The following is a 26,017-nucleotide window of genomic DNA, read 5'->3' as shown; positions in this document are numbered from 1 at the left end:
GGCCCGTCAGTTTCCAGAACAGAAGCCCCTCCACCGGGAGCTGAACGGTAATTCGGTTGAGCATAATCTTTATTCCATCTAGCTTATGCGATGCAGATAAGAGGTTCTGCATCTGTGATAAAGCGTCATTCAAGAAAGGGGCTTTTCCCTCTTGATCATCCAAAAAACAAGAGAGTAGATTTTCAGTGACTCTGATGTGACAAATAAACCTACATTCAACCAGATGTTTGAAAAATCAAACATACTTACTAAAAGAGGGAACAATGAGACCGAACATCTGAATGAAATCAAGCGAAATAATTCCTGAGCGAGGGCAAGTTTAACCGCTCCGATCTTTCGCTTGAAGAATAAACAGGCCGAAGTACACAAAGAGAGTAATAAAAGTAAGTCAAGCACAAAAAAAAGCATGACCAAAATGCTGAAACCATCACCTGCATAATAATTCAACGAATCACTAAACGCTTTTGCGTCAGAAATGAATGGAATTCTGTGCTGGCGAACTGAATTCACGCAATAAAGCAATATTGCGAGAAGATCCATACCTCCCCAGAAATACCATAGATGGCTATTTAAATGAGCGAGCTTGTTTTGTGTACGCCCGTTATTGTTATTTAAAAAAATGGGGGAGCACATATTGGCTTCAACTCAACCCTCCGGGTTAGGAATAAATTCAAAACGCACAAACAGGAGAGACAATCTTCTCGTACTCCTTTGAATGAAGCCTAAGACTTCGAAGATCGTACACTTCCATAGTCTCCCCTGTTTATATTCCTACGGATTCACCAGCCAGGTGCCCGGCTTGGTAATATCCAGCGTCTGGCCACGCGTTCTTCCGTTGCCCTGCAGTTCAATCTTCGCCTCACCGGCCGGCAGCTTGAGCGATGCATAGCCGTTGGTTCCCGGGCGCAGCGCTTTTGGCTCGCCGTTCACTTTCAGCGTTTCGCCGTCGAGGATGCGGATATAGACCAACGCAACAGGACTCGCGGCAGGCGGTGGCGTCTGCTGTGCCGTCGCCGGTTCGCTCACCTTCACCGTTTCTGGCTTCACGTCTGGGGCGTTCGCGGCGGTTTCGGTTGGACGCGTCTCTGCCGGTGCCTGCGCAGCCTGCTCTGGCGCATCTTTGCCGCCGCTGAACAGCATCGCGCCAGCGACAACGCCGACCAGCACGCCTGCGGCAACCATGCCCGGGATCCTGTAGCGACGCCAGTCGAGCAGCGACGCCGGCTGTTCCTCCTCCACCGGTACCAGCATCGTGCCGGGCTTTTTCGCCGTCAGCACGTCGTTAATCCCGGCGACCGGCATCTCTATCAGCGCGGCGAACTCATCGATGGACTGTGGACGGTCCTCCATGTGCAGCGCCAGCGCGCGGTCAATGGCCTGCAGCAGCGGAATGGAATAGCCCTGCGGCATGATTTCCACCAGCGGTTTGCAGGTATCCTGAATCGAGCGCACCACGCTGACCGGCGGCGGAGAACCCACAATCAGGGTACGCAGCACGGCGCCGAGGGCGTAAATGTCCGTCCACGGGCCCTGCTCGCTTTCGTTGTCGTCGGTGTACTGCTCAATCGGCGCAAAGCCCGGGCGCAGCATGGTTTCCGTTTCATCGGAAAGGTTACCGATGGTGCGGCGCGCGGAGCCGAAATCGAGCAGCACCGGCAGGCCGTTATCCTGGATCTGGATGTTATCCAGAGAGATGTCGCGGTGCAGGTAGCCTTCGTCGTGGATGGTCTTGATCGCACCGAACAGCATCGGCAGCGTGCGGCGGATCCAGGCCTCGTTGATCAGCTCCGGCTTTTCCTCGCGCAGGCGCGAAAGCGTGGTGCCGCTGTAAAACAGCGTCCCCATGTAGGCCGTGTCGTTTTGTACCCAGAAGCGCAGGACGTGCAGCAGGTTCGGGTGGTTAAAGCGCGCCAGCAGACGGGCTTCCTGGATAAAGCTGTTCAGGCCCGCGGAGAACGCTTTGCCAAAGCGCTCGCTGCGCAGCACCAGGGTCATGTCGTCGCCGCGCACGGCGAGCGAGGAAGGCATAAATTCTTTGATAGCGATAGTGCGTTCGAGCTGGTGATCCCACGCGCGATAGACAATGCCAAAACCGCCGCCGCCGATCACCTCTTTGATTTCAAACTCGTTGAAGCGGTACCCGACCGGGAGCGCGTTTGGGACAGTCCGATTGTTATCATTATCCGTCATCTTTTACAGTTCTCTTGATGATTATTACGCGGCAAACTGACAGTGAAACTCGCCCTGCTCGCAGGTGACGTGCAAACGTCGGTACTGCTCGTCGCTGCGGCTGGCGGTAAGTAAGATCTGGCTCATCTGAGGCAGCAGGGTGTTGGTCAGAATAGCGTCCACCATGCGGCCGCCGGACTCCACCTCGGTGCAGCGCTGAACAATCTGTTCCACCACGCTGTCGTCAAACTCAGAAATAATGCTGTGATTCTCCTCCAGACGACGCTGAATACGCTTAAGCTGCAGGCGAACAATCTGCCCCAGCATCTCGTCGCTGAGCGGGTAGTACGGCACCACCAGCAGACGGCCCAGCAGCGCCGGTGGGAACACCTCCAGCAGCGGCTGGCGCAGCGCGCCGCTTAAGGCCTCAGGCTCCGGCATGAGGTCCGGATCGGCGCACATGGCGCTAATCAGCTCGGTGCCGACGTTGGAGGTCAGAATAATAATGGTGTTGCGGAAATCAATATGGCGCCCCTCGCCGTCTTCCATCCAGCCTTTGTCAAAGACCTGGAAGAAGATCTCGTGGACGTCCGGGTGCGCTTTCTCAATTTCGTCCAGCAGCACGACGCTGTATGGACGGCGGCGGACGGCCTCGGTTAATACCCCGCCTTCACCATACCCTACGTACCCCGGAGGCGCACCTTTTAAGGTGGAGACGGTGTGCGCTTCCTGGAACTCGCTCATGTTGATGGTAATGACGTTCTGCTCGCCGCCGTACAGAGATTCGGCGAGCGCCAGCGCGGTTTCGGTTTTACCGACGCCGGACGGACCGCACAGCATAAAGACGCCCACCGGCTTGTTCGGGTCGTCCAGCTTCGCCCGGGAGGTTTTCACGCGGCGGGCAATCAGGTCCAGACCGTGACGCTGGCCTATAACGCGCTGGTTCAGCGTGTCGGCAAGGTTGAGTACCGCGTCGATCTCGTTTTTCACCATCCGGCCCAGCGGGATCCCGGTCCAGTCAGAGACCACCGCGGCGACCACGTTTTCATCCACCGCGGCAAACAGCAGCGGCTCGTCTCCCTGTAAGGCGTTCAGCGCCTGCTGCTGCTCCGCCAGCTGGCCGCGCAGCTCGGCGGTATCTTCTTCGCCCGCCGCGAACAGCGCGGCGCGCAGGCGGATAATCTCCTGCACCAGGCTGCGCTCTTCTTCCCAGCGCCGGGCCAGGGCTTCGCGTTTTGTCTCATACGCGTCGCGTTCGGCGAGTAAAGCGGTTACGCGCTCGGCGTCACCGGCCCCCACGCGCGCTTCGCGTTCTGCGATCTCAATTTCCACGTCCAGCGCGGCAAGGTGGCGCAGGCAGTCTTCCAGCTGCGCAGGCGGCGCGCTCTGGCTGACCGCGACGCGGGCGCAGGCGGTATCGAGCAGCGCAACGGCTTTGTCCGGCAGCTGACGCGCCGGGATGTAGCGGTGGGACAGCTTCACCGCCGCGCTGACCGCTTCGTCGAGCAGCAACACCTGGTGGTGCGTCTCCAGCGGCGACACGGTGCTGCGCAGCATCAGAATGGCTTTCGCTTCGTCCGGCTCGTGAACCTGCACCGTCTGGAAACGACGGGTCAGCGCCGGATCTTTCTCAATGTACTTTTTGTATTCTGCCCAGGTGGTGGCGCCGATGGTGCGCAGCTGGCCGCGCGCCAGGGCTGGCTTCAGCAGGTTCGCTGCATCGCCGGTCCCCTGCTGGCCGCCTGCGCCAATCAGGGTGTGGATCTCATCGATAAACAAAATGATCGGCGTGGCGCTGGACTGGACTTCGTTAATGAGCGCCTGCAGACGGGCTTCAAACTCGCCTTTCATGCCTGCACCGGCCTGCAGCATACCGATATCCAGCAGCCACAGCTGAATGTTCTGCAGCGGCTCCGGCACGTCGCCGTCGGCGATACGCAGCGCCAGCCCTTCCACCACCGCCGTTTTCCCGACTCCGGCCTCCCCGGTCAGCAGCGGGTTGTTCTGACGACGGCGCATCAGGATATCGACCATCTGGCGGATCTCCTCGTCGCGCCCGACGACCGGGTCAATCTTCCCTTCGCGGGCGCGGGCGGTCAGGTCCTGACCGTACTGGGCCAGCGTCCCCTGAGCAGCCGGTACTGCACCCGCCGGTGCGTCGACGGCGGCAGCGGCCTGCTGCGTCTCTTTGCTGTTGGCGCAGATGGTATCGAACTGCTCAATCAGTACCTCGACGTTAAGGCGGGTGAACTGCGCCGAAATGCTTTTCAGCACGTTGGCCAGATTCCAGGTTTTGAGTATGCCGATCAGCAAATGGCCGCCGCGAATGCGGCTGACGCCAAACTTCAGCGAGCCGAAGACCCAGGCGCGCTCCACGGCGCTGTCGATATGCTCGGAGAGATCGGAAACGGAACTCGCCCCGCGCGGAAGCACATCCAGCGCGGCAACGATATCGCGCGTCAGCTGCTGCTCGTCGAGGGCAAAGTGGCGGATGACCTGCTGCAGATCGCCATCCTGCTGCTGCATCATCTGATGCAGCCAGTGCACCAGCTCAACATAGGGGTTGCCGCGCAGCTTGCAGAACGCAGTGGCGCTTTCCAGAGAGGTAAATAACAGCGTATCCAGTTTGCCGAAAAGCACGGCACGGCTAATTTCTGACATGTTAGTTTCCATTAACAATGATTCGGTAGACGGAAGGATTACCGCTCTGCGCGATACACCAGATCGCCGCGCGGGACAGGCTGCGGCTGAAGGCCCAGCCAGGTGTTATAGCCTAATCGCCCATGACTGCCGAGCGTGGCGCCCTGCACCGCGTCTGCGCGCAGGATCACCCGCGTTTCCCATTCAAACTCCACTCCGGCGTACTGACGCACCCAGTCGCGCAGCTCGGTGACCCACGCTTCACCCGGCAGAAAGCGGTTGTACTCCTCCGCGCTCAGCGGGCCAATCTCGATGCGAAACTTATGCTGCACGTCGCGGACGGCGACGCCGAGAAAGGCGGACTCACCCATGCGCGGCATGCGGCGTCCTGCTCCCAGCTGCGCCTGCTCGCGCGCGGAGAGCGGCATCCACTGCGGCACGTTGCTGACCAGTTTGACCGGCGCCTTAAAATAGCTGCGCAGGATCTTCTCCAGCCCCTCCGGATCCCGCCCGTGACGGGTCAGGTGCCCGGCGTGGGTAAAGCGCGCGTGTGCGCTCAGGCTGCCGTTGTCCATCTGACCCGGCTGGCCCATGCCAATCAGCGACGCCAGATAGCCCTCAAAGCGCTTGTTATCGGCGCGATCCAGCGAGACGGTGGGCTGCGCATCCGCCCAGGCGCGGTAAAACAGCAGCGCCAGACGATGGTGGAACAGATCGGCAAACGCGCTCAGGCTGGTGTCCTGATGATGATAAATACGCTCGCGGGCGTACTCGGTCATGTGGACCGGCAGCGGGCCGTTCGGGCCAAACAGGCCGAAGCTGAGGATAGAGACCTCATGCAGCCCGCTCTCTTCCCGCTGACGCACCCTGGCCAGCGTCGACGGGGCAAAACTCATCGACGGCTGCTGGCCGATGCGCAGCGGTTCAAATTTTGGCAGCGGCGCGCGGCCCAGCGGATAGCGCTCGCCGCCCTGGGCATCAATGCGCCTTAACAGCTGAAACAGATCGTAGCGCCAGGGCGTCTCACGGACGCCGTGCCAGAACGCGTCCGGCAGCTTCGTCAGGCGATGCACGCGCAGCGGTGCAGTGGCGGCGTCACTCATATCAGCGCCCTTTTACCCATGCGCGGCGCCCAGTAGCCAATCTCGCCGCGCTGCTGACTCTTCAGGGTAAACTCGGTGAAGCTGTTGATAGAGACCAGACGGGCAAACAGGCGCTCCATCACGCTGCCGAATAGCCACGGACTGGCCCCCGAAAAGGCTCGCTCATCCACCGTCAGGGTAATGCCGATCCCGCGGGCGAACACCACCGGGCCGGGTTCAGGCACGCGGCGGTGAATCGGCTCCAGCACGCAGTGGCGAACGCCCTCCACCTGACGCGCCACGGGCGTTTCGGCCAGGTTGGCGTACAGCCCTAACAGCTGGCGCAGCGCGGCAGCTCCCTCCTCATTGTCACTGTCCATCAGGCTGAGGTAGTTCATCTGCAGCTGGCTGATAAGCCGCCAGGTGCTGAACCCTTCCGCCAGCGCCGGACGCGGCGGCGTCGGCCCTTTACGCAGGGTGAGGGATTTCACCGGCATGGAGTCAGCCATAATGAACTCCCCGAGCTCCTGCTGCAGCATCAGCGGCAGGTCACGGCTGGTGCAGAGCACCTCGGCAGAGATATAGCGCAGGTTTTCCTGCCACGGCGCGTGCTGTTCATCCACCAGCGAGACGAAGACCTCCGAGCCGATATAGCCGGTACGGGTGCCGTAGCGCAGGGCGTGCTCGGACAGCACGCGCTGCTCGCGTCGCAGGGAAAAATAGGCCCCGTAGTTGCCCGCATCGCCGCTCCAGGTGCTCCAGAACGGACGAAACGTCTGGTCATCACGCTGGCCGTCCGCGCTGCCATAGATTTTTTTTACCGCGTAGATTTCATAATCCAGCGGACGGATGTTATCGACCACCAGATGGTATTCATGCTGACCGTCATTAAGCTTCTGCCGCGCCGCAACTTTCGGGAACAGGTTGATGACCGGGGTGCAGTGCAGCGCCAGGTGGCTGGCATCGACCACGCGCTCCAGCTGTTCATCCGACTTATCCAGCAGGATGAAGATGTCGAAGGCTTTTTCACCTTCACAGCGCTGGATGAGCGTGCTCAGACCGCTGAGGCTAATGAAGCGGAAACGGGCCGGAAACGCGAAATACTCCTGCAGCAGGCGATAGCCGTCAAAGTTACGCAGATCGTCCGGAAGCAGCGCCTGGTCAGGCTCAAATCCCTCCTGGCGCAGCGCGTCCGTCGCCAGCAGCTGCCGCTGCGGCTGCGGGCTGACCGTCTGACAGACGATCCCGGCGTGGTGCTCCATCACCAGCTCCAGCAGCTTCAGCGCCTCGATATCCGGACCGGCGAGGAAAAATTCCAGACGGTCGAAGTCCAGGTGCCCGAGATGTTGCGGGCCGTCGCAGGCGATGCGGATCCGCAGGGCGCTGCCGATCCCCCGCTGGCTCAGACCCAGCTGTGCGAGCGGCAAATCGGCGGGAACTCCGCCCAGCTCGACCTTGTCGATTTTCAGCGGCAGCAGGTTGACCTCGTGCGCCGTGGTATAGCTGCAGGTCACGCCGGTTTTTTTCAGCGCCAGGCTGTCCATCATGGTACCGCGCGGCACGATGAAGCCCTTGCTCAGGTCGCCCCGGCTGCTGTCGGGCAGAATCTCCGCAATCGCCATCGACGGTGTGGGCGCAAGATAGTTCGGCGCAATCATCTCCAGCAGACGCTGGGAGAAGCGCGGAAACTCCGCGTCCATTTTCATCTGCACGCGGGAGGTCAGGAAGGCGAACCCTTCCATCAGACGTTCGGTATACGGGTCCGCCACGTCGATGCCGCGCATGCCCAGCCGTCCGGCGACTTTCGGGTAGCGTTCGGCAAACTCGGCCCCCATTTCGCGCAGGTAGGCCAGCTCACGGTTGTAGTATTCGAGCAGTTTACTTTCCATGATTACCCCGCATCTTTCAGTTCAAAATGGCCGTTTTCCAGATCGACATCGGTGCGAAACAGAAACTCCAGCGGGTACGGCACGCACCATAAACGCCCTTTGATCTCGATGGAGAGCACGTTGTGCAGATCCAGCGAGGAGGTATCCGACACGCAGCGGACCTGCAGCCCCTGCGGCAAAATGCGTGGTTCAAAATTGATGATGGCCTCGGTGAGCTTGCGCTGAATGTCGTGCCATTCGATGTCCGACATTCTTTTCCCGGCCAGGGGCGCGACGCCGAAGTTAACCACCGAGCGGCTCACGTGCGGTAGCGCGCTTAAATCGCCGGAGGCATCGTGGTTGATGGTATTAAACAGCCACTGCAAATCGCGCAGCACATTGCGGCGCAGGGCGGCGTGGGTGATCAGATTGCTGTTGGCCGACTCACGCTTTTTTTCCGGGTCGTTATCAGTGAGGCGATCGAGCAGCGAGGGCTGCATTTTGTCGCGCGCCCCCACCTTCTCCTGCTTGCTGCGGGCTTGCCAGCCGCTGCGCAGCAGATCGCCTTCGCCAGCGGGATTACTCATCGGCTCCATCCGTCGCAAACGTCACGAGGCTTAAGGACAGCAGCGGGCTTTCGCTTTGCTCGCTCAGCCAGGCCTTCTGGCCCTGGCCTTCATACAGCGTGCCGTCAGTATCGAGCGGGTGCCAGTCGGTGGTCCGCCCGAGTTTAACCGCGTCAGAGGCATCGGCCGCAAACGGGTAACGCGCCGGGATCTGGCACACCTGCTCCGTCCCGTCCGTCAGGCGCACCAGCGCGTGACGCCAGACCAGGTCGGTCACGCTGGCAGGCGCCTGGAAACGGATCTCCGCGATAGCGTTAAACGGCAGCCAGAAATAGCGCCCGTTGACGATGGTTTCGCATACCGGGCCGAGACGGGCATCGCCGTCCATCAGCCAGTCAAAGGCCTGCGTCTCCTCGTTTTCGAGGGTAATCTGGCCGGGGGTGGCCTGCGCCTGCTCAAGGGCTTCCAGACGCAGCGCCTGCGCGCGCTCGCCCTCCTCGCTCAGCGCCGCCGCAAGGGTGGTTAGCCACGGCCACTGGGTTTCAGGCATCGCCGGACGCGCCTGTCCCGCCATCACCTGCGCGCGCTGCAGCTCGCCCTGAATGGACTGCTCCAGCAGCGTGACGGTGGGTTTCGCCTGCGGCTTCAGCGCCAGCCAGCTTTTCAGCTGGGTCAGGGCACGCGTCCAGTTGCCGCTAAGGGTTAAAAACTGCACGAACGCGGCGCGGAGGTCGGCATCCGCCGGACGGGCTTTGATTTCTGCTTCCAGACGCGCGAGCGCGTCGTTGAGCGACTCACCCGCCAGGTGTTGATAGAGCGTATTCATCGCCATTCCTTAATTTGCCGCACGCCATGCGCCAACGGCCGGATCGCGCAGCTGAGGACGCAGGGTGTCAATCAGAACGATATTCAGCGGGGTGCCGGGTGCCACCCAGGCGCTCCAGGTTTTTTTCACCGCGGCGATACGCGCCTGCAGCTTTGCATCGTCGCTGGCGGTTTCACGGGAGATCTCCACCGCGACGGTGCCGTTGCTCTTCCAGCTGTTCAGGGCGCTGTCGTAAGGCAGGATCATCCAGCTCTGGTCGCTGTTTGGGGTGCTGAATACCATGCGCTCTTTGTTGACGGAGGTGATCAGCGCGTTTTCCGGGTCGGCGCTCTGATTCAGCCCGGTGACCGGGAAGCCATGAATGTACGTTACCGCCATCTCTTTCTGCCCGCCGTTGCGGGACTGCGACACAACGGTGTGTCCGCTCAGCCAGCTGCCGTTGCCGCAGCGGGTGGTGTCAGAATCCGGAATGAAGAGCGCCGGTGCAGAGGCGCCCCCTTCCCAGAAGGTGCGCAGGTGGCAGCCGTCCTGCAGGGTAAACTCCTGCCACGGCGTACGGTCGGCGGCAACGGTGCGGGAAGCCACGTTCTGATCGGGCGGCAGTAACGCGCCGCTGGCTGGGGTGGCGGTGACGGTCACAGCAGGCGCGGCCTGCTCCTGTTTCACCACCAGCGCCCAGTCCTGCGCTTTGCCAGCCGTGCCCTGCGCCAGCGTGGTACCCGCCGGATCGTTGAGCGTCCAGCTGAGTTTATTGACTTTACTGCACTGGTGTTCCAGCAGCGCGCCAAGACGCGGCACAAAGTTCTCCAGCACGGAGACGTCTTTCTTGCCGTTCGCCACAATGCGCAGCGCCACCTCAGGCTTACACCAGCTCTGCGGCGTGTTGTCTTTGATGTTGTCGATCCAGATATCCAGCTTCTGCGCAGGAGACTGCACGATGCGGAAATTTTCAGCCTGCGCGGTAGAAGTCGCCGCCAGAAGTGCCAAACCCGATAGCCAAAGTTTCATATCGTTCCTTGTGTGTCTAATCAGTTCCGCAGGGAAGAAATTGTGCTGCATCAGAGAGGGTGTGCAGCAAAGTGGTGTCCTGAGGGTTGCCCATCCATACCGCCAGGGCAGTATAGTTATCCTGGGCATTCCCCTCCTGTTCGCCATTCTTTTGAATGATTTGGTTCATTAAGGTCAGCCACTCCTGCGGCGTATTCACCATATGCAGCGACTGCTTCATTTGCTCTTCGCTGACGCCGTGCCAGAACCCGTCGGTGCAGAGTAAAAAGGCATCGCCGTCTTCAACCTGCACCACGTCGCTGTAGCTCGCTTCCGGCCCGCCGTTTTCAATTCCCAGCGCCAGATAGAGCAGATTGCTGTTCAGGTTGTCGGTCTGGTGCCCGGCATCTTTCATCTGCTGCACCAGGCTGTGGTCGGTGGTCACATGCCACAGCCATCCCCGGCGGAACAGGTACAGGCGGCTGTCTCCGGCATGGGCCCAGTAGGCCAGCCCGTAATCACGGTCAATGAACAGGCTAACCAGCGTCGTGCCCATCCGGCGATAGTCCTGAACGGCCTGCTGTTCGCTGAGAATAGTGCGATTCGCCGTCTGCACGTAGTCGCGAATATGCTGCGCATTAAGATGTTTGTCGCCATCAAAGCGGGAGATAATGCTGTTGCGGGCCAGCGCGGCGGCCACTTCGCCGCCCGGCAGCCCCGCGATGCCGTCGCAGACGACAAAGCAGGCTGAACGTTCCCCAATGGTTTCTCCCGTCTGATCCTGGTTGCTGGCGCGCGTCCCCTGGCGGGAGAGAGAAGCCGTTGCGATATTCATTTGTCTTCCGATCCGCTCTGTGAGTCTTTGTACTGATTCACCTCCATGTCATACGCATGAAGGAAGGCCTCGCCGAACAGGGTGTGGAAGTCGTCCTCAATCTCGCCCGCCGTCTCGCCATAGCTGCGAACAAAGTAGTCCCACAGGGCGGCTTTGCGGCTGCCCGGCAGCGCCAGACGCGAGGTCATGCCGTTCTGCTTCGCCTGCTCTTCCAGCTGTTCCGGGTTAAAGGACTGCAGCATCGCGGCAATAATGGCGCGGATGCCGGAGATCATGCCCAGCTGGTGCGCCTGCAGGTCGATCAGCGCGTCGCGCACGGATTTGGTCGGCGGCATAAAGCCCGGCATCGGGGTGCCGAACATCTGGATTAACACGGTTTTGCCGGTCGGCAACAGCTTGAACGGGTTGTTGGCATCGTCCAGCACCATGGTCATGTCGGCTTTTACGCCGCGCTTGAGAATGGAGCGCGAGGAGAGCAGCGCCACAGTACCCTGGGAGAACATGCCGAGGATCTGCCCCAGCTGACGCATATTTTCACGGTCAAACTGCGGAACGGGCTGCATTTCGCTGAGCCCCATCCCCTCCAGCAGCGCCTCCAGCAGCTCGCCCTGCAGCACTTCGCCCTTCTCACCGCTGTTTGCCGTGGCGGTTGGGGCGGCGGCGTTATTGACCGGATCGATGCGCAGGCGACCCTTCGGTGCCTGAGCGCTGCTGCGCGCAACGGCCTGTGGCGTTGGCATGGTGAAGCCAGCGTAATCCGGTCGCGCGGGTTCCTCTTCAGCACGCGTTTCTTCCTGCGGCTCAGGGGCGAACAGCGGAGAATCGGCCAGCGCGTCCTCTTCCTGCTCAGGTTCCGGCACGGGGGCTGGCTTCTCGTTAATCACGTCATCCGAATGGGTTAACGGCGCGCCGCCCATCAGCCCGAGCGGGTCGTCATTACGCGCGGCTGGCGCGCTGGACTTACCGCCAAACAGGGCCAGCGGATCGAGCTCATCCGTCCCCTCTTCGTTCGGGGCTGGCTGGGTCTCAACCGGTGGCACCAGCGTGGAAGGCGTAACATCGTCAAAAATGCTCTCTTTTTTAAACAGCGCTTCGTCGCTGAACAGCGAGTCCGGATCGACATGCTTACGTTCGAGCGTGGGATCGCTGTCGTTGAACATCGCCAGCGGATCTTCGGCGTTACGCTCCGGGGCTGCAGGCTGGGAGAACGGATCGTGCGATGCCGCAGGCTGCGGTTTTGTACGGTTGCTGGAGATGCTGTCGGAGATGGAAAACTCCTGCATCAGGCTATCCCAGATCTCCGTTGGCACGGCGGTCGGCTCGGCTTTTCCACGGGGTGCGGCACTCGCCGGTTTCGGCTGCTGCGCAGGCGCAGGAGCCACGGTCGGACGCGCCTGCTGGTGCAGGCTGGCCGCCATGCGGCTTACCGGCTGCGTATCGTGGATAAGCTCGGTCACTTCGATACGGTAGTCATCAATACCGAGAATGTCGCCATCCTGCAGCTCAACCTGACGTCCCCGCTCCAGCGGAATGTCATTTAATACCACACGGGTAACGCTGCCGCGGTTGGTGACGCGGCATTCGCCCTGAGCGTCAACGTGAACAATGGCCTGCAGACGAGAGATGGTGCGGTCATTGTCCGGCAATACCAGATTGTTATCCGTACCGCGCCCAATGGTGCCGCCCGGGGCGTAAAAATCACAGCTGCTTTGCGGCGGCTGATGACCGGGTTTCGTAGAAATAATCGTGAATCGCATGGCGTATTCCTGCTGGTATGATTAGCGCTCAAACGCTGCCGCTCTCGGGGCGAGAACGGCGGCGTTTGGGGTTAACACATTCTATTCAGTCTGCGTAAGCTTAAACTGGCCGGAGGGACCTTCTTGTAAGGTGAAGCGGGCCGCATAGCGAATAGAATCGTTTTTCCCTGACACCTTCAGAGCAACATCATATTCTCCGGCTTGCCACGCAATCCCCTGCCACTGGTGACACTGTTGGGTCGTTAACGTCACTTCAGGGCTAAACGTTGACGGCGGCGATACCGCTTTCCATTCATTTCCCGCGCGTTTCATAATGGTGGGTGAATGGCTGGTGACCGGCGCTTCTAACCCGGAATTAGCAGGGATAGCAAAGCAGGGTTCATTATTTTTAAGCGTTACCGAAAGCGACTGATATTGTTCTGGATGAGACAAACAGGCGCTGACCATTAACGTGACTGCAAACACACCGAATAACTTTTGCATAATCATGCCCGCCAATCCTGAGGGCTCTTGAGGTTGATAATGACCGGGGAGAATTCCCCGGCCACATGCGCAATTACGCTTCTTTGTTCTCTTTGATGTTCCAGCCAGCGCTGCTTTCAGCACCTTTACCACCCGACGTGGTCTGCTCCCAGTACTGCTGTTTCACTTTCGCAGCCTGGAATGCATAGGTCACACCAACGGTATCGCCATTGTCAGCACCGGTGTACTGCACAGAGGTCACCAGCACATCTTCCAGCGTGATGCGGGAGTATTCCACCTGCTGGCCGCCCGCTTTACAAACGGACAGCTCAACTTTGGTCAGGTGTTTACCGCTTGCGCAGTGTTTCAGGATAGCGGTGGTGGATTTGTCGATCAGCGCGTTAACGTGCAGGTCGTTAAAGTTAACTTTACCGGCACCGCCGCCACCGCCAACGCTCATATTACCTGGCTGGGAAGCGCCCCAGGAGAAGGAGGTAATATCAGTCCAGCCGGTGTGGTTAGAATCTTTCGATTCGCCCGTAACACCCTCGACCTTCAGAAACATATCAATAGCCATAATATCTACTCTTCGTGGATGAACAATATTGCTTTCGAAAAAGCACTTATATGGCAAACAGGAAAGCATGGGGCTGAATAAAACCGTCCATATTTTACCTCTGCCTCACATCAAATGACCCGTGTCATTTGACAGTCTTACATTCCCCCGGAATAAATGGAAAGAATGTGAAGTCTTTTACTATTGTGGATTATCCTGAATCCAGGTGCGGTCAGGATTTCCGATGATTAATTGAGGAACAAGTTTATTAAGTTCGTCACTATGATAAAGACGCAGACAATTTAACGTGACACCTTTTACGTCGGGCTTTCGCTCAGCATGAAACCCGTTAATGTGATCTTTATATTTTCCAATGAGCGCATCCATTTTCTCAGTGCCATTTTCAGCATCAAAAGGTATCCACTCAATGAATGCACTCGCAGTGCGAGCGGCGTCAGCAGAAAACTGGCTGCCTTTATCTGCCACCTGCGCAAGGCAGCGCGCAAGGACAAAATCTTTAACTACCTGCCGGTATGTTTGCTGCTGATAAAAATCAACGTATGGGTTATCGCCGCGAGCAGAAAAACATAAGCAAGCGAGCAAAAGAAATGCTGTCTTTAGCTGCCTGGATGAAATTATTTTAATTCCCAAAACCAGATTTCCTGACAGTACGGAAAGCAATCGGAGTTACATATAAACGAATTATTACTCAGAGGCTCGATAAGGTCGATATGACCACCGCCATACCCATCAATTTTATTGAAGAAAACAACGCCTTTTCGGCCCAACATCGATCGCGCACCCGCCTCGCGATCGGTAAAGATTTCTGCCTTGCCAAACACATGGGATTTATAAAGTTGATCCGCAAGTAATTTTGCGCCGGGTTCGATTGTTTTTCCTTTATAGGGGCCCGACTTTATGGGTAAACGCCCTGTGAATTCAACATTACATTTTAACAATGCCAGACTCATTCTTACCGCACAGGTATTTTCGTATGCCGGTTGCTGCTTGATAATCGTTGAATAATCATAGCCAATTTCTGAGAAGACCTGTTCACCCGAGGCAAAACCCGCACGGGTATGATTTGAAGAGTAATGCTGACGTTTTAGTTGTTCGTATAATGGTCTCATTTGTCACTCTCCTTTTTGCACGGGCGTAATTCTTTCATTCCGTCAATGATGATTTTTGAAGCGCGTTCCTCGCCTTGTTGTTTCGATAAGTTCGCAAAACGAGAATAGAGAAACTCATGTAGCGTATTTGGCAAAAAAGGCCTGCCCTTGCACCATGCCGTGCCCTCAGACGCGTCGACTACGCCGAGAAGATACATATTTGCCTTGATGCGTTCACGTTCATTCGTTTTCGACAGCCAGGCTTTAGCGAAACGATCTGCACTCAAATTTAAATCGTATCCCGTTAACAACGTCGGATCGCGTTGGAAGTTTGATGTGTCATCCTGAGGCAACGCTTCCGCTTGAGGGTATTTATAATTTCCGGCGTCCGCGCTTGCCAGAGTAGAAACTGCCAGCAAACTGGTTGCGATCAAAAGTATATATTTCACCGTATATCCTTATTCACTGACAGAAATAAGTTAAGCTTTTACGCACAAATGGCCGGCCCCTGCGGGCCGGCAATTATTATCACGCGTCTTTCGTCTTCAGCGACGGCAGTTTAGAAACCAGACGCAGGGAAACGGTCAGACCTTCCAGCTGGTAGTGCGGACGCAGGAAGAACTTCGCGGCGTAGTAGCCAGGGTTGTCCTCAATCTCCTGCACCTGCACTTCCGCAGCCGCCAGCGGTTTGCGGGACTTGGTCTCCTGGGAGGAGTTGGCCGGGTCACCGTCCACGTAGTTCATGACCCAGTCGTTCAGCCAGCGCTCCATCTCTTCGCGCTCGCGGAAGGAGCCGATTTTGTCGCGCACGATGCACTTCAGGTAGTGGGCAAAACGGCAGCAGGCGAACAGGTACGGCAGGCGAGAAGCCAGACGCGCGTTGGCGGTGGCATCCGGGTCGTGGTACTCGGCCGGTTTTTGCAGGGACTGCGCGCCGATGAAGGCAGCAAAGTCGGAGTTTTTGCGGTGAACCAGCGGCATAAAGCCGTTTTTCGCCAGCTCGGCTTCACGACGATCGCTGATAGCGATCTCGGTCGGGCACTTCATGTCCACGCCGCCGTCATCGCTCGGGAAGGTGTGACACGGCAGGTTTTCCACCGCCCCGCCGGACTCCACGCCGCGAATTGAGGTGCACCAGCCGTACTCTTTGAAGGAGCGGTTGATGTTGGCGGCCATCGCGTACGCGGCGTTCGCCCAGGCGTAGCTGTTGTGGTTCGCGCCGTCGGTCTGCTCTTCAAAGTCAAAGCTGTCCACCGGGTTGGTGCGAATGCCGTACGGCAGGCGCGACAGGAAGCGCGGCATCACCAGGCCCAGATAGCGGGCATCTTCGGATTCACGCAGTGAACGCCAGGCGGCGTATTCGGTGTTCTGGAAGATCTTGGTCAGGTCGCGCGGGTTGGCCAGCTCCTGCCAGGACTCCATCTGCATCACGCCCGGTGCGGTACCGGTAATGAACGGACAGTGCGCCGCAGAACCGATGCGCGCCATTTCCCCCAGCAGCTCAACGTCCTGCGGGCTGTGGTCGAAGTAGTAGTCGCCGACGATGCAGCCAAACGGCTCGCCGCCGAACTGACCGTACTCCTGCTCGTAGATCTTCTTGAAGATCGGGCTCTGGTCCCAGCCCACACCCTTGTAGCGCTTCAGGGTACGGCCCAGCTCCTGCTTGGAGATGCTCATAAAGCGGATCTTCAGCATCTCGTCGGTTTCAGTGTTGTTCACCAGGTAGCTCAGGCCGCGCCAGGCGCTTTCCAGCTTCTGAAACTCTTCATGGTGAATGATCTGGTTCACCTGCTGTGACAGCTGTTCGTCGATACCGGCAATCAGGTTCTGAATGGTGCGGTAGGTATCGTTCGAGAAGGTGACGGTATTTTCCAGCGCCTGCTGCGCCAGGGTTTTGACCGCGCTTTCGACGGCGGAACGCGCCTGGTCGGTTTTCGGGCGGAACTCTTTGTTCAGCAGCGCGCTGAATTCATCCTGGCTGAACGCCTGACCCGCCTGCTGCTCGTGTTGTTGAGTCTGGTTGCTCATCGATTATTCCTCGCTACCTTTCGCGCTTTCGTCATTTTTCGGCAACTGGCTCAGGGATTTGAGCAGCGTCGGATCCTGCAGAATTTTTGCGATCAGCTCTTCCGCACCGTTTTTACCGTCCATATAGGTCAGCAGGTTGGAGAGCTGGGTGCGCGCTTCCAGCAGCTTGTTCAGCGGCTCAACCTTGCGGGCCACCGCGTCCGGCAGGAAGTCGTCCATGCTGTCGAAGGTCAGATCCACGTTGAGCTTACCTTCGCCGGTCAGGGTGTTATCCACCTGGAACGCCACGCGCGGCTTCAGCGCCTTCATGCGTTCGTCAAAGTTGTCGATGTCAATTTCGAGGAATTTACGCTCGTCGACGGCCGGCAGGTTTTCCACCGGTTTGCCGACCAGATCGGCCATAACGCCCATCACAAACGGCAGCTGAATTTTACGTTCTGCACCGTAGATCTCTACGTCATACTCGATCTGCACGCGGGGGGCACGGTTACGTGCGATGAATTTCTGCCCACTGTTACTCATTGCCATGATGTTCTCCATCAAAGATGCGCGGTGAAGGTGAAACGCCAGGCTCCATGCCTGACGTCATAATGCCTGGACGCGCTATTCGCGGCGCCCAAAGATGTTTTCCAGTTGGTTAACGCCGTCTGGCGCCAGGTCGCGAATAATGTCCATAAAGTTAAGTTCTGACAGCCGCTGCACCCGTTCAATCATCAGCGGTGCGGGGTGGCTCGGTTCGTACTGCGCAAAATACTGCTTCGCTTTTTCCAGCATCAGCTGGGCGTCGGCGCGGCTGGTGACCTGCACGCTGCGCCAGTCGGTCACCGGCTGAACGGGCTGCGTAGCCGTCGGCTGCTGCTCAGTCTGGGGTTCAGCCTGCGCCTCACGGTTCGGCAGCAGCTTGCTGATGTCGGTCACCTGACAGGCGCTGGCCACCAGCCCCACGGTTTTCAGCAGTTGCTCCATCTCCGGCACGCCGCTTTCACCGAGATGCCCGATGAGCAGCTCGCGAATGGCCAGCAGACGTTCGTTAATGACGATGACCGCGGCGGTCCCCGGCTGGTCGCCGCGAGCCAGCTCGTCAATCAGCCGCGGGCGCCCGCCGGGATAGTCCGGGCATTCGGTTTTACTGCCGTCCAGCAGCGCCTGGGCATCCCGCAGCGAAATTTCATCGCCGTTTGAACGCAGCAGCGAGGCGTTACGTACCGCGACCGTCAGGTCGGATTTATCACTCAGCCCGGCGAGAGCGTTGATGCGGTAGAACGGGTCGGTTTCGCCATACTCTTCGAGCAGCGGATAGAGCGGCTCCCAGTAGCGGGCGATCGCCTCCTGCACCAGCAGCAATCCGTCCGCGTAGCCTGCCAGCCCGCGACGGCGGGTCCAGGCATGGGTTAACGCCAGCAGGACGCGAAGATCTTTGGTGCGGGTCAGCAGGCTGGTGGCGTATTTTTCGACCGTGTTCCAGTCAGCAGGCTCCGCCGGGATGATGGTGTCGCCAAACTGCTGTTCCGCTTTCCCAAGGCTTGCCTGGTTCATCGCCTGGAAGTCAGCGTCGTACTCCAGGTTTTCGCCGCAGGGGTTGTCGGGGCTTATGGGCGCGAGAAATTCTTCGATATTCATGAGATCCCTGCTTATTCAAACATAGGCGGATAGAGACCGTGACGCCCCGGACGGGCGCCCCCTGCCGGATCGAACAGCAGGGTGAAAAGCTGCCCGGTAAAGTTACCGCTGTGCACGTGGGTGTAGAGCGGGTATCCGTCGCAGCGGTTGGTCCACCAGTAGCTGGTCTGACGCAGCGGGTCAAAGCACTCTGCCGCCTGAGGCCAGCCCAGCGTGCTCTGGCCGTCCTCGTCGTAGCCAATCACATCCAGGATGTCGGAGCGCTTTTGCGGCTCGACCGGCTGCGGCGCCGGAATGGACATCAGCATCTCGTCGAGCTGCGAGGCGGAAAAACTGTTGCGCACCGCGTGCAGCCCCAGGCGTCCAATCTGCTGATACCAGCTTTCGGCCTGGCTGAGCAGGCTGGTCGACCACTCTGACGGGGCGAAGCTCAGCTGAATGCAAACCGGGTATTGTCGGCCGACGCTGTCGCGCCCGGGCAGCAGACAGCCCATCTGGATCATCTGGCTGCCCAGCATGGGCGGTACCACAAAATTCCAGACGGGTGCTTTCTGAAACGGGCGCTCGCCGCTGCGCTGCTCTTCCTGCTGCCAGGCCAGCAGACCGACCTGGAACCAGTGCGACCACTGGCGCTGTAAGGTGTCAGGAAAGCGGCGCTGCAAAAAATCTCCGGCGCTGGGTAACTTGCCATACCAGCTGTAGCGGTTCATCGCAGGGGTATTCGTCATACGGCTGTCCTTGCGGTTATGGGCATGAGAAACGGGGAAGCTGGAACGGGTTGCGAATGCTGTTTGGCGCAAACTCCAGCGTGACCTGATGTCCGTCGACGTTGAAGGTGGCCTGACGGCTAAGGCTACCCGCCCCCGGGCTGGTGCTCGCTTTATCAAAGAAGCGGTTCAGCGCCCAGGCGCCGTTGGTGACCAGCGTCGCCGTACTGCCGTTCGCCAGCCCCAGCTGCATGCGGACCTGGTTGGTGCCGCCCGGCCCCGGCCAGTTCATGATCTGCACGGCCTGCGGGCCGTGGCTGTAGCGCAGCAGCTGACCGTCCACGTCCAGGGTCAGGTTCAGAATGGTGTTATCCATTCGCACGGTGCGAACCGTCACCTTGAAAGACGGCGAGGTTGCGCCGTTAGCAAAGAAGGCGTCGCGAATCGACTGGGCCTGCTGGAACGGTCTCAGCAGCCCTTCACTTCCCGGCAGCGTTTTTCCGTCAATGCCCGGCATAAAGCGCCAGTTGGCCTGCGTGGTATCCACCTTGTTGGTCAGATTGTCGCGGAAGAAGGCGTCCATCAGCCCGGTTCCCGGCGCAAACATGCGCGCGAGATCGTCCGGCGTCACCTCGGTGCTGGCGCTGCGCACCAGCGGGTAGCGACCGGCAATTGCCTGACGGCAGAAACCACCCACTTCAACGTTAATGCGCTTACGCACGTTTTCCAGGTCACGACGCTGGGTATCGCTGCTGGCGCCTACCGCCATGTTGCTGAACATGGTTTGCAGCCCGCCCGGCAGACGACCGGCGCTGGCCTGCAGACGGCTGATCGCCTCCCCGCCCGGCGCAGGCATGCCGCTGTTGGCGGCATCCTGCACGGCGGTCAGGTAGCGATACAGCTCATCCACCTGCTTGAGAAAATCGTCAAACACGATGGTCTTCCCGCCCTTCTCCAGCGGCTGCGCCAGCTCAATCATCGGCGCATAGTGGTCGGTCACCAGCTGTTCCGGTGCCTGCGTAACCACCGCGGCCTGCGTCGGTGCAGCGTCGTTGTTGCTGAACAGGGCTTCCAGCGTACGGGTGGCGCGGTTGCTTTGATCCTGCGCTTTACCCGCATCTTCCGGCGCTGGCGCATTGCGTGACAGCGTCAGGACCTGGCTCAGGTTCTGCACCAGACGGCGCAGCGGCGAGTTGGCGCCGGAGAGCAGGCGCGCGGTGTTGATGCGCTGGGAAAGGTCGGCGCTGTTATTGAGCTGGATGTCGGCGAGGAAGCGATCCCAGTTGGCGATAAAGTCGCGCATATAGAGCTGGCGCACGGCGTTATCGATCTGCTGCTTATCTTCCTGCGCGGTGGCGGCCCCCAGCACCCAGGCGTCGTCCTCGTGCAGCGCCGTAGTGACGCTGTCAATCTGGCCGTTAAAGCTTTTCCAGTAGCCGTCCGGCGTATACAGACCCGGAACGCCTTCGCTCACCGGCTTGCCGCTTTTGCGGGAAAATACCAGCTCGCTCTGCGGTCCGCCCAGGTCGGAAAGGGAGACCGGCTTCAGGTTGTCGTCATGTTCCAGCAGGCGCTTCAGGCGGCCGTAGACGCGGGTTGAAAGCGGCTGCTGGCCGATCATCGCTCTTTCGCGCGCCACCAGGGACTCGTCCTGCGCGTACGGCGAGGCCTGAATTTTCGGCTCCAGCAGCTGCGTCAGGTGCCATTCAAGCTGCTGCAGCTGCGCCTTCGTGACGTTCTGCGGCAGGTTACGCTGCAGGTTGAGCATTACCCACGAATGCAGGAATTTGCCGTCGTAGTGCTTCGGCTGATAGAGCATCTGATAGGCTTTCAGCGCCTCGTAGCTGTATTCCACATCGCTGCCGTTGTCGTTGCGAAGCCAGGTGGTGATGTGCATGGCGACGGCAGGCAGCAGCATCTGATCCAGCGCTTTCTGATACAGGGACTGAGAGGCGTCGCTGACGTCATCCCCGCGATAAAGCCCCATACGTCGGGAGACCGGCGGATCGTTCACATCAAACGCGTCGCTTTTCGGCAGATCCACCAGGCTATTCAGCAGCGGCAGCAGTTCGAACAGGTCACGCTGGGTCTGGTTCTGTAAGGCCTTGCTCTGCTGGTCGAGCAGCGGAACTTTCGCATCCACTTCTTCCAGGTAGGCCTTGTTTTTGGCATAGCTGGTGAGCCACAGTCCACCCAGGATCACCAGCAGGGCCAGCAGCGCCGCATAGCCAGACCAGATCACGGCCCGGTTGCGCAGCTCCCACCAGCGGTTTTCTCCGGCGATCCCGGCTTCCTGGAAGATGACGTTTTGCAGCAGGTTCTTGATGAAGAAACTCTGGCCTTTTGCGCCCGGGATTGGCGATTCTTTGCTGACCGAATCCCAGTTATCGCTCTCTGCCCCTTCCGGCAGCGACAGCGCGCGGTTCAGTTCGCCCATCACGCGGTCGAACGGCATGCCTTCCTGCGTCCCGCTGGCGAAGTAGATCCCGCGCGGAGAGAACTCGGTTTCGAAGTTCGAGCGGGCGAAGACCGTGCTGAGGTAATCCGCCAGCAGCGGACGCAGCGCGGCGAACTCCTGCGGGAAAAGATACGCTTCGGCGCGGGTCTTCGCGTCATGCTCTTTGAGCATGGTTTCCGGCAGCCCGGCGTCGAGGCGCTGCTGCAGCAGAGAAAACTCCTGCTGGAAATTGCCCATCAGGTCGTAATCGGCGTGTTTGGTTTGTTCCCACGGTAGCGTGAAGCCCCAGATCTGGTCGCGCTGCGCTTTATCGTAGTCGGCAAACCAGGCGCGGAAGCCTTTAAGCAGGTCGGCCTTGGTGACCATCACGTAGACCGGGAAGCGAATCCCCAGCTGTTCATGCAGCTCGGACAGACGCTGACGCAGGTTCACCGCCTGCTGGCGGGACGCCTCGGCTGACTGGGTGAGCAGGTCAGAAATGCTGATGGTGACGATCACACCGTTGATCGGCTGGCGGCGGCGATACTTGCGCAGTAACCCCATGAACTGCAGCCATTCCCCGGCGTCCTGCACCTGCTCGCTCTCCTGGGTGGTATAGCGACCCGCGGTGTCCAGCAGCACGGCCTCGTTGGTAAACCACCAGTCGCAGTTGCGCGTGCCGCCAATGCCGCGCAGGGCGGTCTTACCGAAACGGTCGGCCAGCGGGAACTGCAGCCCGGAGTTGACCAGCGCCGTGGTTTTACCGGAACCCGGCGCGCCGATAATGACGTACCACGGCAGCTGATAGAGGTATTGTGTGCTGAAGCGCTGCGTCCACTGAGCGCCCTGTCCCGCCTTGCTGAAGTGCGCTTTTTTCAGCATCTGCGCGGCTTCATCAAAACGGCTGGCGAGGATCTGCTCCTCGTTGTTCAGTCGCTTCTGCGGATCCGCCGCTTCCGGGCAGGTGGTGTTCTCATTGAGCTTGTCCATCAGCTTGCGGTTCAGCCAGGCGTTATAAAGACGCGGCAGAATGTGGCCCTGCGCCCACAGCAGATAGACCACGGCGATACTGATGATGCGGTTCTGTTCAGATTCAAGCGGCCGGGTGTCCACGATGGACAACAGCGGGCCAATCATCCAGATCACCGCCGCCAGCGCCGTGACGCCGAGGAAGCTCCACAGAATGCGGTTAGTCAGTATGGAAAGAAGAGTCGTCAGCATTCCTTAGTTTCCTTGCGGCAATCCGTTCAGCTCGGCCTGGGTATTTTCAGGCGACACCAGCAGAGTAATTTCCACACGGCGGTTACGGGCGCGGTTTTCAGGCGTCGTGTTCGGCGCCACCGGGTTAATCTCGCCCCGCCCTTCCGCTTTCACGCGGCCAGGCTGAGAGAGGCTTCCCTGCAGCATTTTCTGTACCGAGCGGGCGCGTTCCAGAGAGAGTTCATAGTTAGAGGCAAAGCGCGCGCTGCGGATCGGCACGTTGTCGCTGTAGCCCACCACCAGAATTTTGCCGCTCACGTTATTCATTGCCTGCGCGATGCGGTGGATGACCGGTTCATAGCGGTCGCGCACGACGGTCGAGGCAGAGGCAAACAGCCCGTCGCCTTTCAGGATAACCACGCTGCGATCCGCTTCGTCTTTCACCGCGACGAGGCCAGCCTCGATCTCCGGTTTCAGGAAGCCGCGCAGGTTCAGCACTGCCGGAAGCTGACGCGCCGGTTGCTGAATAGTGGTTTCCGGCAGCTGGGACTGGTAAATCTTCGCCAGCACCGGGTTGGTGCTGTCGCCAAGACGCCAGTTGAGCACGATATAAAACAGACAGGCGATAAACCCGGCCAGCGCCACGCAGGCCCAGAGAGGAACCATCGGCCGCCAGAGCTTGCGCAGCACAGGGCGATCTTCCGGATGGGGAGAAAGCGGCGCCGGATAGCTGCCGCGCACGCCGCGGATCATCTGCCACAGCCGCTGCTTGATGGTCTCAAGCTGGGTGCGGCCATTGTCCAGCACCCGATAGCGTCCTTCGAAGCCGAGCAGCAGGCAGTAGTTGATCATCTCCAGCAGCAGAATGTGCTCGCGCGGGTTTTGCGACAGGCGCGCCAGCAGCTGGAAGAACTTCTCGCCGCCCCAGGTTTCGTTATGGAACGTCACCAGCAGGCCGTTGCTTGACCAGACCCCGCTGCTGCCCCAGGGGGTGAGCGCGGCGGCTTCATCAAGCGCCGTACAGAGGCAGTAGCGTGCCCCGACGATCACTTCGTAGGGCAGCCCCGCCTGCTGACAGCGGACTTCGAAACGGCGAATTTCATCGATCAGGCGCTGGCGTAACGCCACCTGGTCGTCGTGCGATACCGAATGACGGATCTGCGGAATCGCATTGAGCAGCGGATTGGCGGCCGCCACCAGCTGATTGTTGCTACTGGCCCCGGTGAACGCGGCATCGCTGCCGGTATCCTGTCGTTCCTGCATATTAAGCGCTCGCTTTATTATTCTGTCGGGCTACGGATGGCCCAAAACTCCATATCCAGCCCCGGGAACTCCCCCGCAAGGTGCAGGGCGAATGCGCCGGACTTATCCATCTCGTGCCACAGCTCGCTGCCCTTTTCGAGCTCAAAGTAGCTGTAGCCGGCATGCCACGGGATCTGCGGCGGTGCAACCGGCATGGCGCGCAGCATAATGCCCGGCAGCTGAAGCTGAACCAGATCGCGGATTTTCGACACCGGTGCGACCTTCATCTGCGCCGGGAAATGGGTTTGCAGGTGTTCGCCCGGCACGTTGGCTTTGACCGCCAGCACGAAGCCGAACTCACGCACCATGCTGGTTTCAGGCACCGTGGCGATGTTGAGGCCGTGAGAGCGCTCGTTAAGCGGCAGCTGGATAGCGTGGTCTTCCATCACCAGCGACAGCCCCTGACGCAGCATCAGCATCAGCTTGCTGAAGCAGTTCGCCAGATCGTCATGATCGTAAATCGGCAGCACGCTTTCGGCGGTACGCTGCGACGTCCAGGTGGCGAGCTCGGTGGCAAACGGCAGCCAGCTGCGCCAGAGGGTTTCCGGGTGCAGCAGCGGGAGGGTTTTTAAATGAGACACCTCGCCCAGATGACGGTTAACCAGCGACAGCAGCGTAAACTCGATCAGTTCAGAGGTGTTAAAGCGGCCGGGCTGGCGCAAACGGCCGCCAATCTGCTGGCTGCGCTGCACCAGTAAGCCGTGCAGATCGTTGATCATGCTGTAGATCTGCGGGCTGTTATTGGCATTGAGCATCGGCGGGATGTAGCTGTTGTCGAGCCGCACGTGGTTGTCGTTACGCTTCTCGGTCACAAACGCCACGCCGATGGCGGTCCACTCCGCCGTGAGGTCTTTTTCGAGCATCAGGGTCAGACGCAGGCGGCCAAACTGGACGGTAGCATCCCCCACCGACATGGCGTTATCGTCCTCCACCTCCTGCTCGAACGCGATAAAGCGCGCCAGCGAGGATGGCTCTTCGCTGAAAATCACCTCTTCTCTCTCGCCACGACGAACCGGCAGTGCGAGCACCACCTTTTCGTTGGTGAGATTGTCAGGAATTTTCAGCGGTACTGGACCGTTACGCCCGTTGCGCACCTGGAAAAAGGTGCCGTCCGGCAGCAGCCCACTGCAGTAGCTCAGGGCAATGCATCCCTGACGAAGCATCGCTTCATCCAGTTCAACGTCGAGAAAGCCCCAGAGATACGATCGCTGCAGCGCGCCCCATTCACGAACATGGTTGAGCAGATAGCTTTCAGTCCGCTGAAAATGGTGTGGACGCAGGAACATGCCTTCGGTCCAGACGACCTTTTCTGCTTTCGTCATGATGATGTGTTTCCTGTTTAGAAGCGCGTTACTGGCTGATGACCCGAATGCCGTTCACGTCGAGAAAAACGTTGGCCTGAAGTTCATCGGCGGACCATTTCCAGAACTGGTAGATATGATTTTCGCCAGGCACGGGCAGAGGGAGTGAAACGCGCCATTTTTTGCCATCCAGCACCTGGTACTCCGCCATCACGCCGATGTAGCGAGCCTCCGGCGAGCTTTGCCCGCTGAGAGTTTTTGACAGCTGTCCCGGCATCAGGAAGAACACATCGCTGTTCAGCAGATTCGCGCCAAGCGTGGCTGACGCGTTGTTCTGCAGGGAGTAGAAGTCGCTGGACATGAAATCCGCATCGGATTTCAGCAACAGCACCCGAACCTTAAGCGGCGCAGATTCATTGATTTGTGGATGAGCCTGAAACTGCAGATTGTAGCGGGAGGGGTCGCTGTGTGAAGACGACGAACAACCACCGATCAGCGCGAAAATCATCGCGTAAAAGAATAACCACAGCCTATGAAAATTTTTATTATTCATAAAAATGCGCTC

The 26,017-nt window shown here is 59.3% G+C and carries 23 protein-coding genes; all 23 read right to left on the bottom strand.

Annotated elements, in window-relative coordinates; translation table 11 throughout:
- Window positions 1-129 precede the first annotated feature (129 nt).
- Complete coding sequence (locus tag C6A40_RS14485) at window positions 130-540, bottom strand: hypothetical protein (protein ID WP_230469170.1); 411 nt, start codon at window positions 538-540, stop codon at window positions 130-132.
- Between the two features lie 231 nt (window positions 541-771).
- Window positions 772-2,190 carry a serine/threonine protein kinase gene (locus C6A40_RS14480; RefSeq protein ID WP_025913114.1) on the bottom strand — a complete coding sequence of 473 codons (1,419 nt, stop codon included), beginning with the start codon at window positions 2,188-2,190 and terminating at the stop codon, window positions 772-774.
- A gap of 24 nt (window positions 2,191-2,214) precedes the next feature.
- Complete coding sequence (gene tssH, locus C6A40_RS14475; protein ID WP_045334958.1) at window positions 2,215-4,830, bottom strand: type VI secretion system ATPase TssH; 2,616 nt, start codon at window positions 4,828-4,830, stop codon at window positions 2,215-2,217.
- 38 nt (window positions 4,831-4,868) lie between these two features.
- The gene (gene tssG, locus C6A40_RS14470; protein ID WP_045334960.1) at window positions 4,869-5,912 is read right to left on the bottom strand and encodes a type VI secretion system baseplate subunit TssG; all 1,044 of its coding nucleotides are present in this window, start codon (window positions 5,910-5,912) and stop codon (window positions 4,869-4,871) included.
- Window positions 5,909-7,780, bottom strand: a complete 1,872-nt coding sequence (tssF, locus tag C6A40_RS14465) for a type VI secretion system baseplate subunit TssF (RefSeq protein WP_045334963.1) — start codon at window positions 7,778-7,780, stop codon at window positions 5,909-5,911. The genes tssG and tssF overlap by 4 nt, the downstream gene beginning before the upstream one ends.
- A gap of 2 nt (window positions 7,781-7,782) precedes the next feature.
- Window positions 7,783-8,346 carry a type VI secretion system baseplate subunit TssE gene (gene tssE / locus C6A40_RS14460; protein ID WP_024909842.1) on the bottom strand — a complete coding sequence of 188 codons (564 nt, stop codon included), beginning with the start codon at window positions 8,344-8,346 and terminating at the stop codon, window positions 7,783-7,785.
- On the bottom strand, window positions 8,339-9,151 hold the full coding sequence (locus C6A40_RS14455) for a type VI secretion system accessory protein TagJ (RefSeq protein WP_008502635.1): 813 nt from the start codon (window positions 9,149-9,151) through the stop codon (window positions 8,339-8,341). Before C6A40_RS14455 ends, tssE begins: the two co-directional genes overlap by 8 nt.
- A gap of 9 nt (window positions 9,152-9,160) precedes the next feature.
- Entirely contained in the window at window positions 9,161-10,159 is a 999-nt protein-coding gene (locus C6A40_RS14450) for a hypothetical protein (protein WP_045334968.1), read from the bottom strand.
- Window positions 10,160-10,175: 16 nt separating this feature from the next.
- Complete coding sequence (locus C6A40_RS14445; protein ID WP_008502637.1) at window positions 10,176-10,973, bottom strand: PP2C family protein-serine/threonine phosphatase; 798 nt, start codon at window positions 10,971-10,973, stop codon at window positions 10,176-10,178.
- On the bottom strand, window positions 10,970-12,730 hold the full coding sequence (gene tagH, locus C6A40_RS14440; RefSeq protein WP_045334970.1) for a type VI secretion system-associated FHA domain protein TagH: 1,761 nt from the start codon (window positions 12,728-12,730) through the stop codon (window positions 10,970-10,972). The genes C6A40_RS14445 and tagH overlap by 4 nt, the downstream gene beginning before the upstream one ends.
- Before the next feature lie 81 nt (window positions 12,731-12,811).
- The gene (locus C6A40_RS14435) at window positions 12,812-13,219 is read right to left on the bottom strand and encodes a putative T6SS immunity periplasmic lipoprotein (protein WP_008502639.1); all 408 of its coding nucleotides are present in this window, start codon (window positions 13,217-13,219) and stop codon (window positions 12,812-12,814) included.
- Between the two features lie 67 nt (window positions 13,220-13,286).
- Entirely contained in the window at window positions 13,287-13,769 is a 483-nt protein-coding gene (locus C6A40_RS14430) for an Hcp family type VI secretion system effector (protein ID WP_008502640.1), read from the bottom strand.
- A 180-nt stretch (window positions 13,770-13,949) separates the two neighbouring features.
- Window positions 13,950-14,399 carry a T6SS amidase immunity protein Tai4 family protein gene (locus tag C6A40_RS14425; protein ID WP_084832302.1) on the bottom strand — a complete coding sequence of 150 codons (450 nt, stop codon included), beginning with the start codon at window positions 14,397-14,399 and terminating at the stop codon, window positions 13,950-13,952.
- Entirely contained in the window at window positions 14,384-14,878 is a 495-nt protein-coding gene (locus tag C6A40_RS14420; RefSeq protein WP_021240383.1) for a T6SS effector amidase Tae4 family protein, read from the bottom strand. Before C6A40_RS14420 ends, C6A40_RS14425 begins: the two co-directional genes overlap by 16 nt.
- Complete coding sequence (locus C6A40_RS14415) at window positions 14,875-15,306, bottom strand: Rap1a/Tai family immunity protein (protein ID WP_032647686.1); 432 nt, start codon at window positions 15,304-15,306, stop codon at window positions 14,875-14,877. Before C6A40_RS14415 ends, C6A40_RS14420 begins: the two co-directional genes overlap by 4 nt.
- A 79-nt stretch (window positions 15,307-15,385) precedes the next feature.
- A complete protein-coding gene (gene tssC, locus C6A40_RS14410) occupies window positions 15,386-16,885 on the bottom strand; it encodes a type VI secretion system contractile sheath large subunit (RefSeq protein ID WP_013096181.1) in 1,500 nt (499 codons plus the stop codon).
- Window positions 16,886-16,888: 3 nt separating this feature from the next.
- The gene (tssB, locus tag C6A40_RS14405) at window positions 16,889-17,413 is read right to left on the bottom strand and encodes a type VI secretion system contractile sheath small subunit (RefSeq protein ID WP_008502644.1); all 525 of its coding nucleotides are present in this window, start codon (window positions 17,411-17,413) and stop codon (window positions 16,889-16,891) included.
- 75 nt (window positions 17,414-17,488) lie between these two features.
- Entirely contained in the window at window positions 17,489-18,505 is a 1,017-nt protein-coding gene (tssA, locus tag C6A40_RS14400; protein ID WP_045334972.1) for a type VI secretion system protein TssA, read from the bottom strand.
- 11 nt (window positions 18,506-18,516) lie between these two features.
- The gene (tagF, locus tag C6A40_RS14395) at window positions 18,517-19,233 is read right to left on the bottom strand and encodes a type VI secretion system-associated protein TagF (protein WP_008502646.1); all 717 of its coding nucleotides are present in this window, start codon (window positions 19,231-19,233) and stop codon (window positions 18,517-18,519) included.
- 16 nt (window positions 19,234-19,249) lie between these two features.
- Entirely contained in the window at window positions 19,250-22,870 is a 3,621-nt protein-coding gene (gene tssM / locus C6A40_RS14390) for a type VI secretion system membrane subunit TssM (RefSeq protein WP_114191300.1), read from the bottom strand.
- Between the two features lie 3 nt (window positions 22,871-22,873).
- Window positions 22,874-24,112 (bottom strand): DotU family type VI secretion system protein, encoded by a 1,239-nt coding sequence (locus C6A40_RS14385; RefSeq protein ID WP_008502648.1) that lies wholly within the window; start codon window positions 24,110-24,112, stop codon window positions 22,874-22,876.
- Window positions 24,113-24,129: 17 nt separating this feature from the next.
- The gene (tssK, locus tag C6A40_RS14380; protein WP_008502649.1) at window positions 24,130-25,473 is read right to left on the bottom strand and encodes a type VI secretion system baseplate subunit TssK; all 1,344 of its coding nucleotides are present in this window, start codon (window positions 25,471-25,473) and stop codon (window positions 24,130-24,132) included.
- Between the two features lie 28 nt (window positions 25,474-25,501).
- Window positions 25,502-26,005 (bottom strand): type VI secretion system lipoprotein TssJ, encoded by a 504-nt coding sequence (tssJ, locus tag C6A40_RS14375; RefSeq protein WP_023344389.1) that lies wholly within the window; start codon window positions 26,003-26,005, stop codon window positions 25,502-25,504.
- Window positions 26,006-26,017 lie beyond the last annotated feature (12 nt).

Source organism: Enterobacter sp. GER_MD16_1505_Eko_090 (genome assembly GCF_003331015.1).
Taxonomy (GTDB): Bacteria; Pseudomonadota; Gammaproteobacteria; order Enterobacterales; family Enterobacteriaceae; genus Enterobacter; species Enterobacter roggenkampii.
Note: the sequence above shows the minus strand (reverse complement) of the source record. Positions and strands in the feature narration are given on the sequence as shown.

Bases quoted from the DNA above. Each gene is read 5' to 3' on its own strand.
- C6A40_RS14485 (WP_230469170.1), bottom strand. From the start codon at position 540: ATGGATCTTCTCGCAATATTGCTTTATTGCGTGAATTCAGTTCGCCAG.
- C6A40_RS14480 (WP_025913114.1), bottom strand. From the start codon at position 2,190: ATGACGGATAATGATAACAATCGGACTGTCCCAAACGCGCTCCCGGTC.
- tssH (WP_045334958.1), bottom strand. From the start codon at position 4,830: ATGTCAGAAATTAGCCGTGCCGTGCTTTTCGGCAAACTGGATACGCTG.
- tssG (WP_045334960.1), bottom strand. From the start codon at position 5,912: ATGAGTGACGCCGCCACTGCACCGCTGCGCGTGCATCGCCTGACGAAG.
- tssF (WP_045334963.1), bottom strand. From the start codon at position 7,780: ATGGAAAGTAAACTGCTCGAATACTACAACCGTGAGCTGGCCTACCTG.
- tssE (WP_024909842.1), bottom strand. From the start codon at position 8,346: ATGAGTAATCCCGCTGGCGAAGGCGATCTGCTGCGCAGCGGCTGGCAA.
- C6A40_RS14455 (WP_008502635.1), bottom strand. From the start codon at position 9,151: ATGAATACGCTCTATCAACACCTGGCGGGTGAGTCGCTCAACGACGCG.
- C6A40_RS14450 (WP_045334968.1), bottom strand. From the start codon at position 10,159: ATGAAACTTTGGCTATCGGGTTTGGCACTTCTGGCGGCGACTTCTACC.
- C6A40_RS14445 (WP_008502637.1), bottom strand. From the start codon at position 10,973: ATGAATATCGCAACGGCTTCTCTCTCCCGCCAGGGGACGCGCGCCAGC.
- tagH (WP_045334970.1), bottom strand. From the start codon at position 12,730: ATGCGATTCACGATTATTTCTACGAAACCCGGTCATCAGCCGCCGCAA.
- C6A40_RS14435 (WP_008502639.1), bottom strand. From the start codon at position 13,219: ATGATTATGCAAAAGTTATTCGGTGTGTTTGCAGTCACGTTAATGGTC.
- C6A40_RS14430 (WP_008502640.1), bottom strand. From the start codon at position 13,769: ATGGCTATTGATATGTTTCTGAAGGTCGAGGGTGTTACGGGCGAATCG.
- C6A40_RS14420 (WP_021240383.1), bottom strand. From the start codon at position 14,878: ATGAGACCATTATACGAACAACTAAAACGTCAGCATTACTCTTCAAAT.
- tssC (WP_013096181.1), bottom strand. From the start codon at position 16,885: ATGAGCAACCAGACTCAACAACACGAGCAGCAGGCGGGTCAGGCGTTC.
- tssB (WP_008502644.1), bottom strand. From the start codon at position 17,413: ATGGCAATGAGTAACAGTGGGCAGAAATTCATCGCACGTAACCGTGCC.
- tssA (WP_045334972.1), bottom strand. From the start codon at position 18,505: ATGAATATCGAAGAATTTCTCGCGCCCATAAGCCCCGACAACCCCTGC.
- tagF (WP_008502646.1), bottom strand. From the start codon at position 19,233: ATGACGAATACCCCTGCGATGAACCGCTACAGCTGGTATGGCAAGTTA.
- tssM (WP_114191300.1), bottom strand. From the start codon at position 22,870: ATGCTGACGACTCTTCTTTCCATACTGACTAACCGCATTCTGTGGAGC.
- C6A40_RS14385 (WP_008502648.1), bottom strand. From the start codon at position 24,112: ATGCAGGAACGACAGGATACCGGCAGCGATGCCGCGTTCACCGGGGCC.
- tssK (WP_008502649.1), bottom strand. From the start codon at position 25,473: ATGACGAAAGCAGAAAAGGTCGTCTGGACCGAAGGCATGTTCCTGCGT.
- tssJ (WP_023344389.1), bottom strand. From the start codon at position 26,005: ATGAATAATAAAAATTTTCATAGGCTGTGGTTATTCTTTTACGCGATG.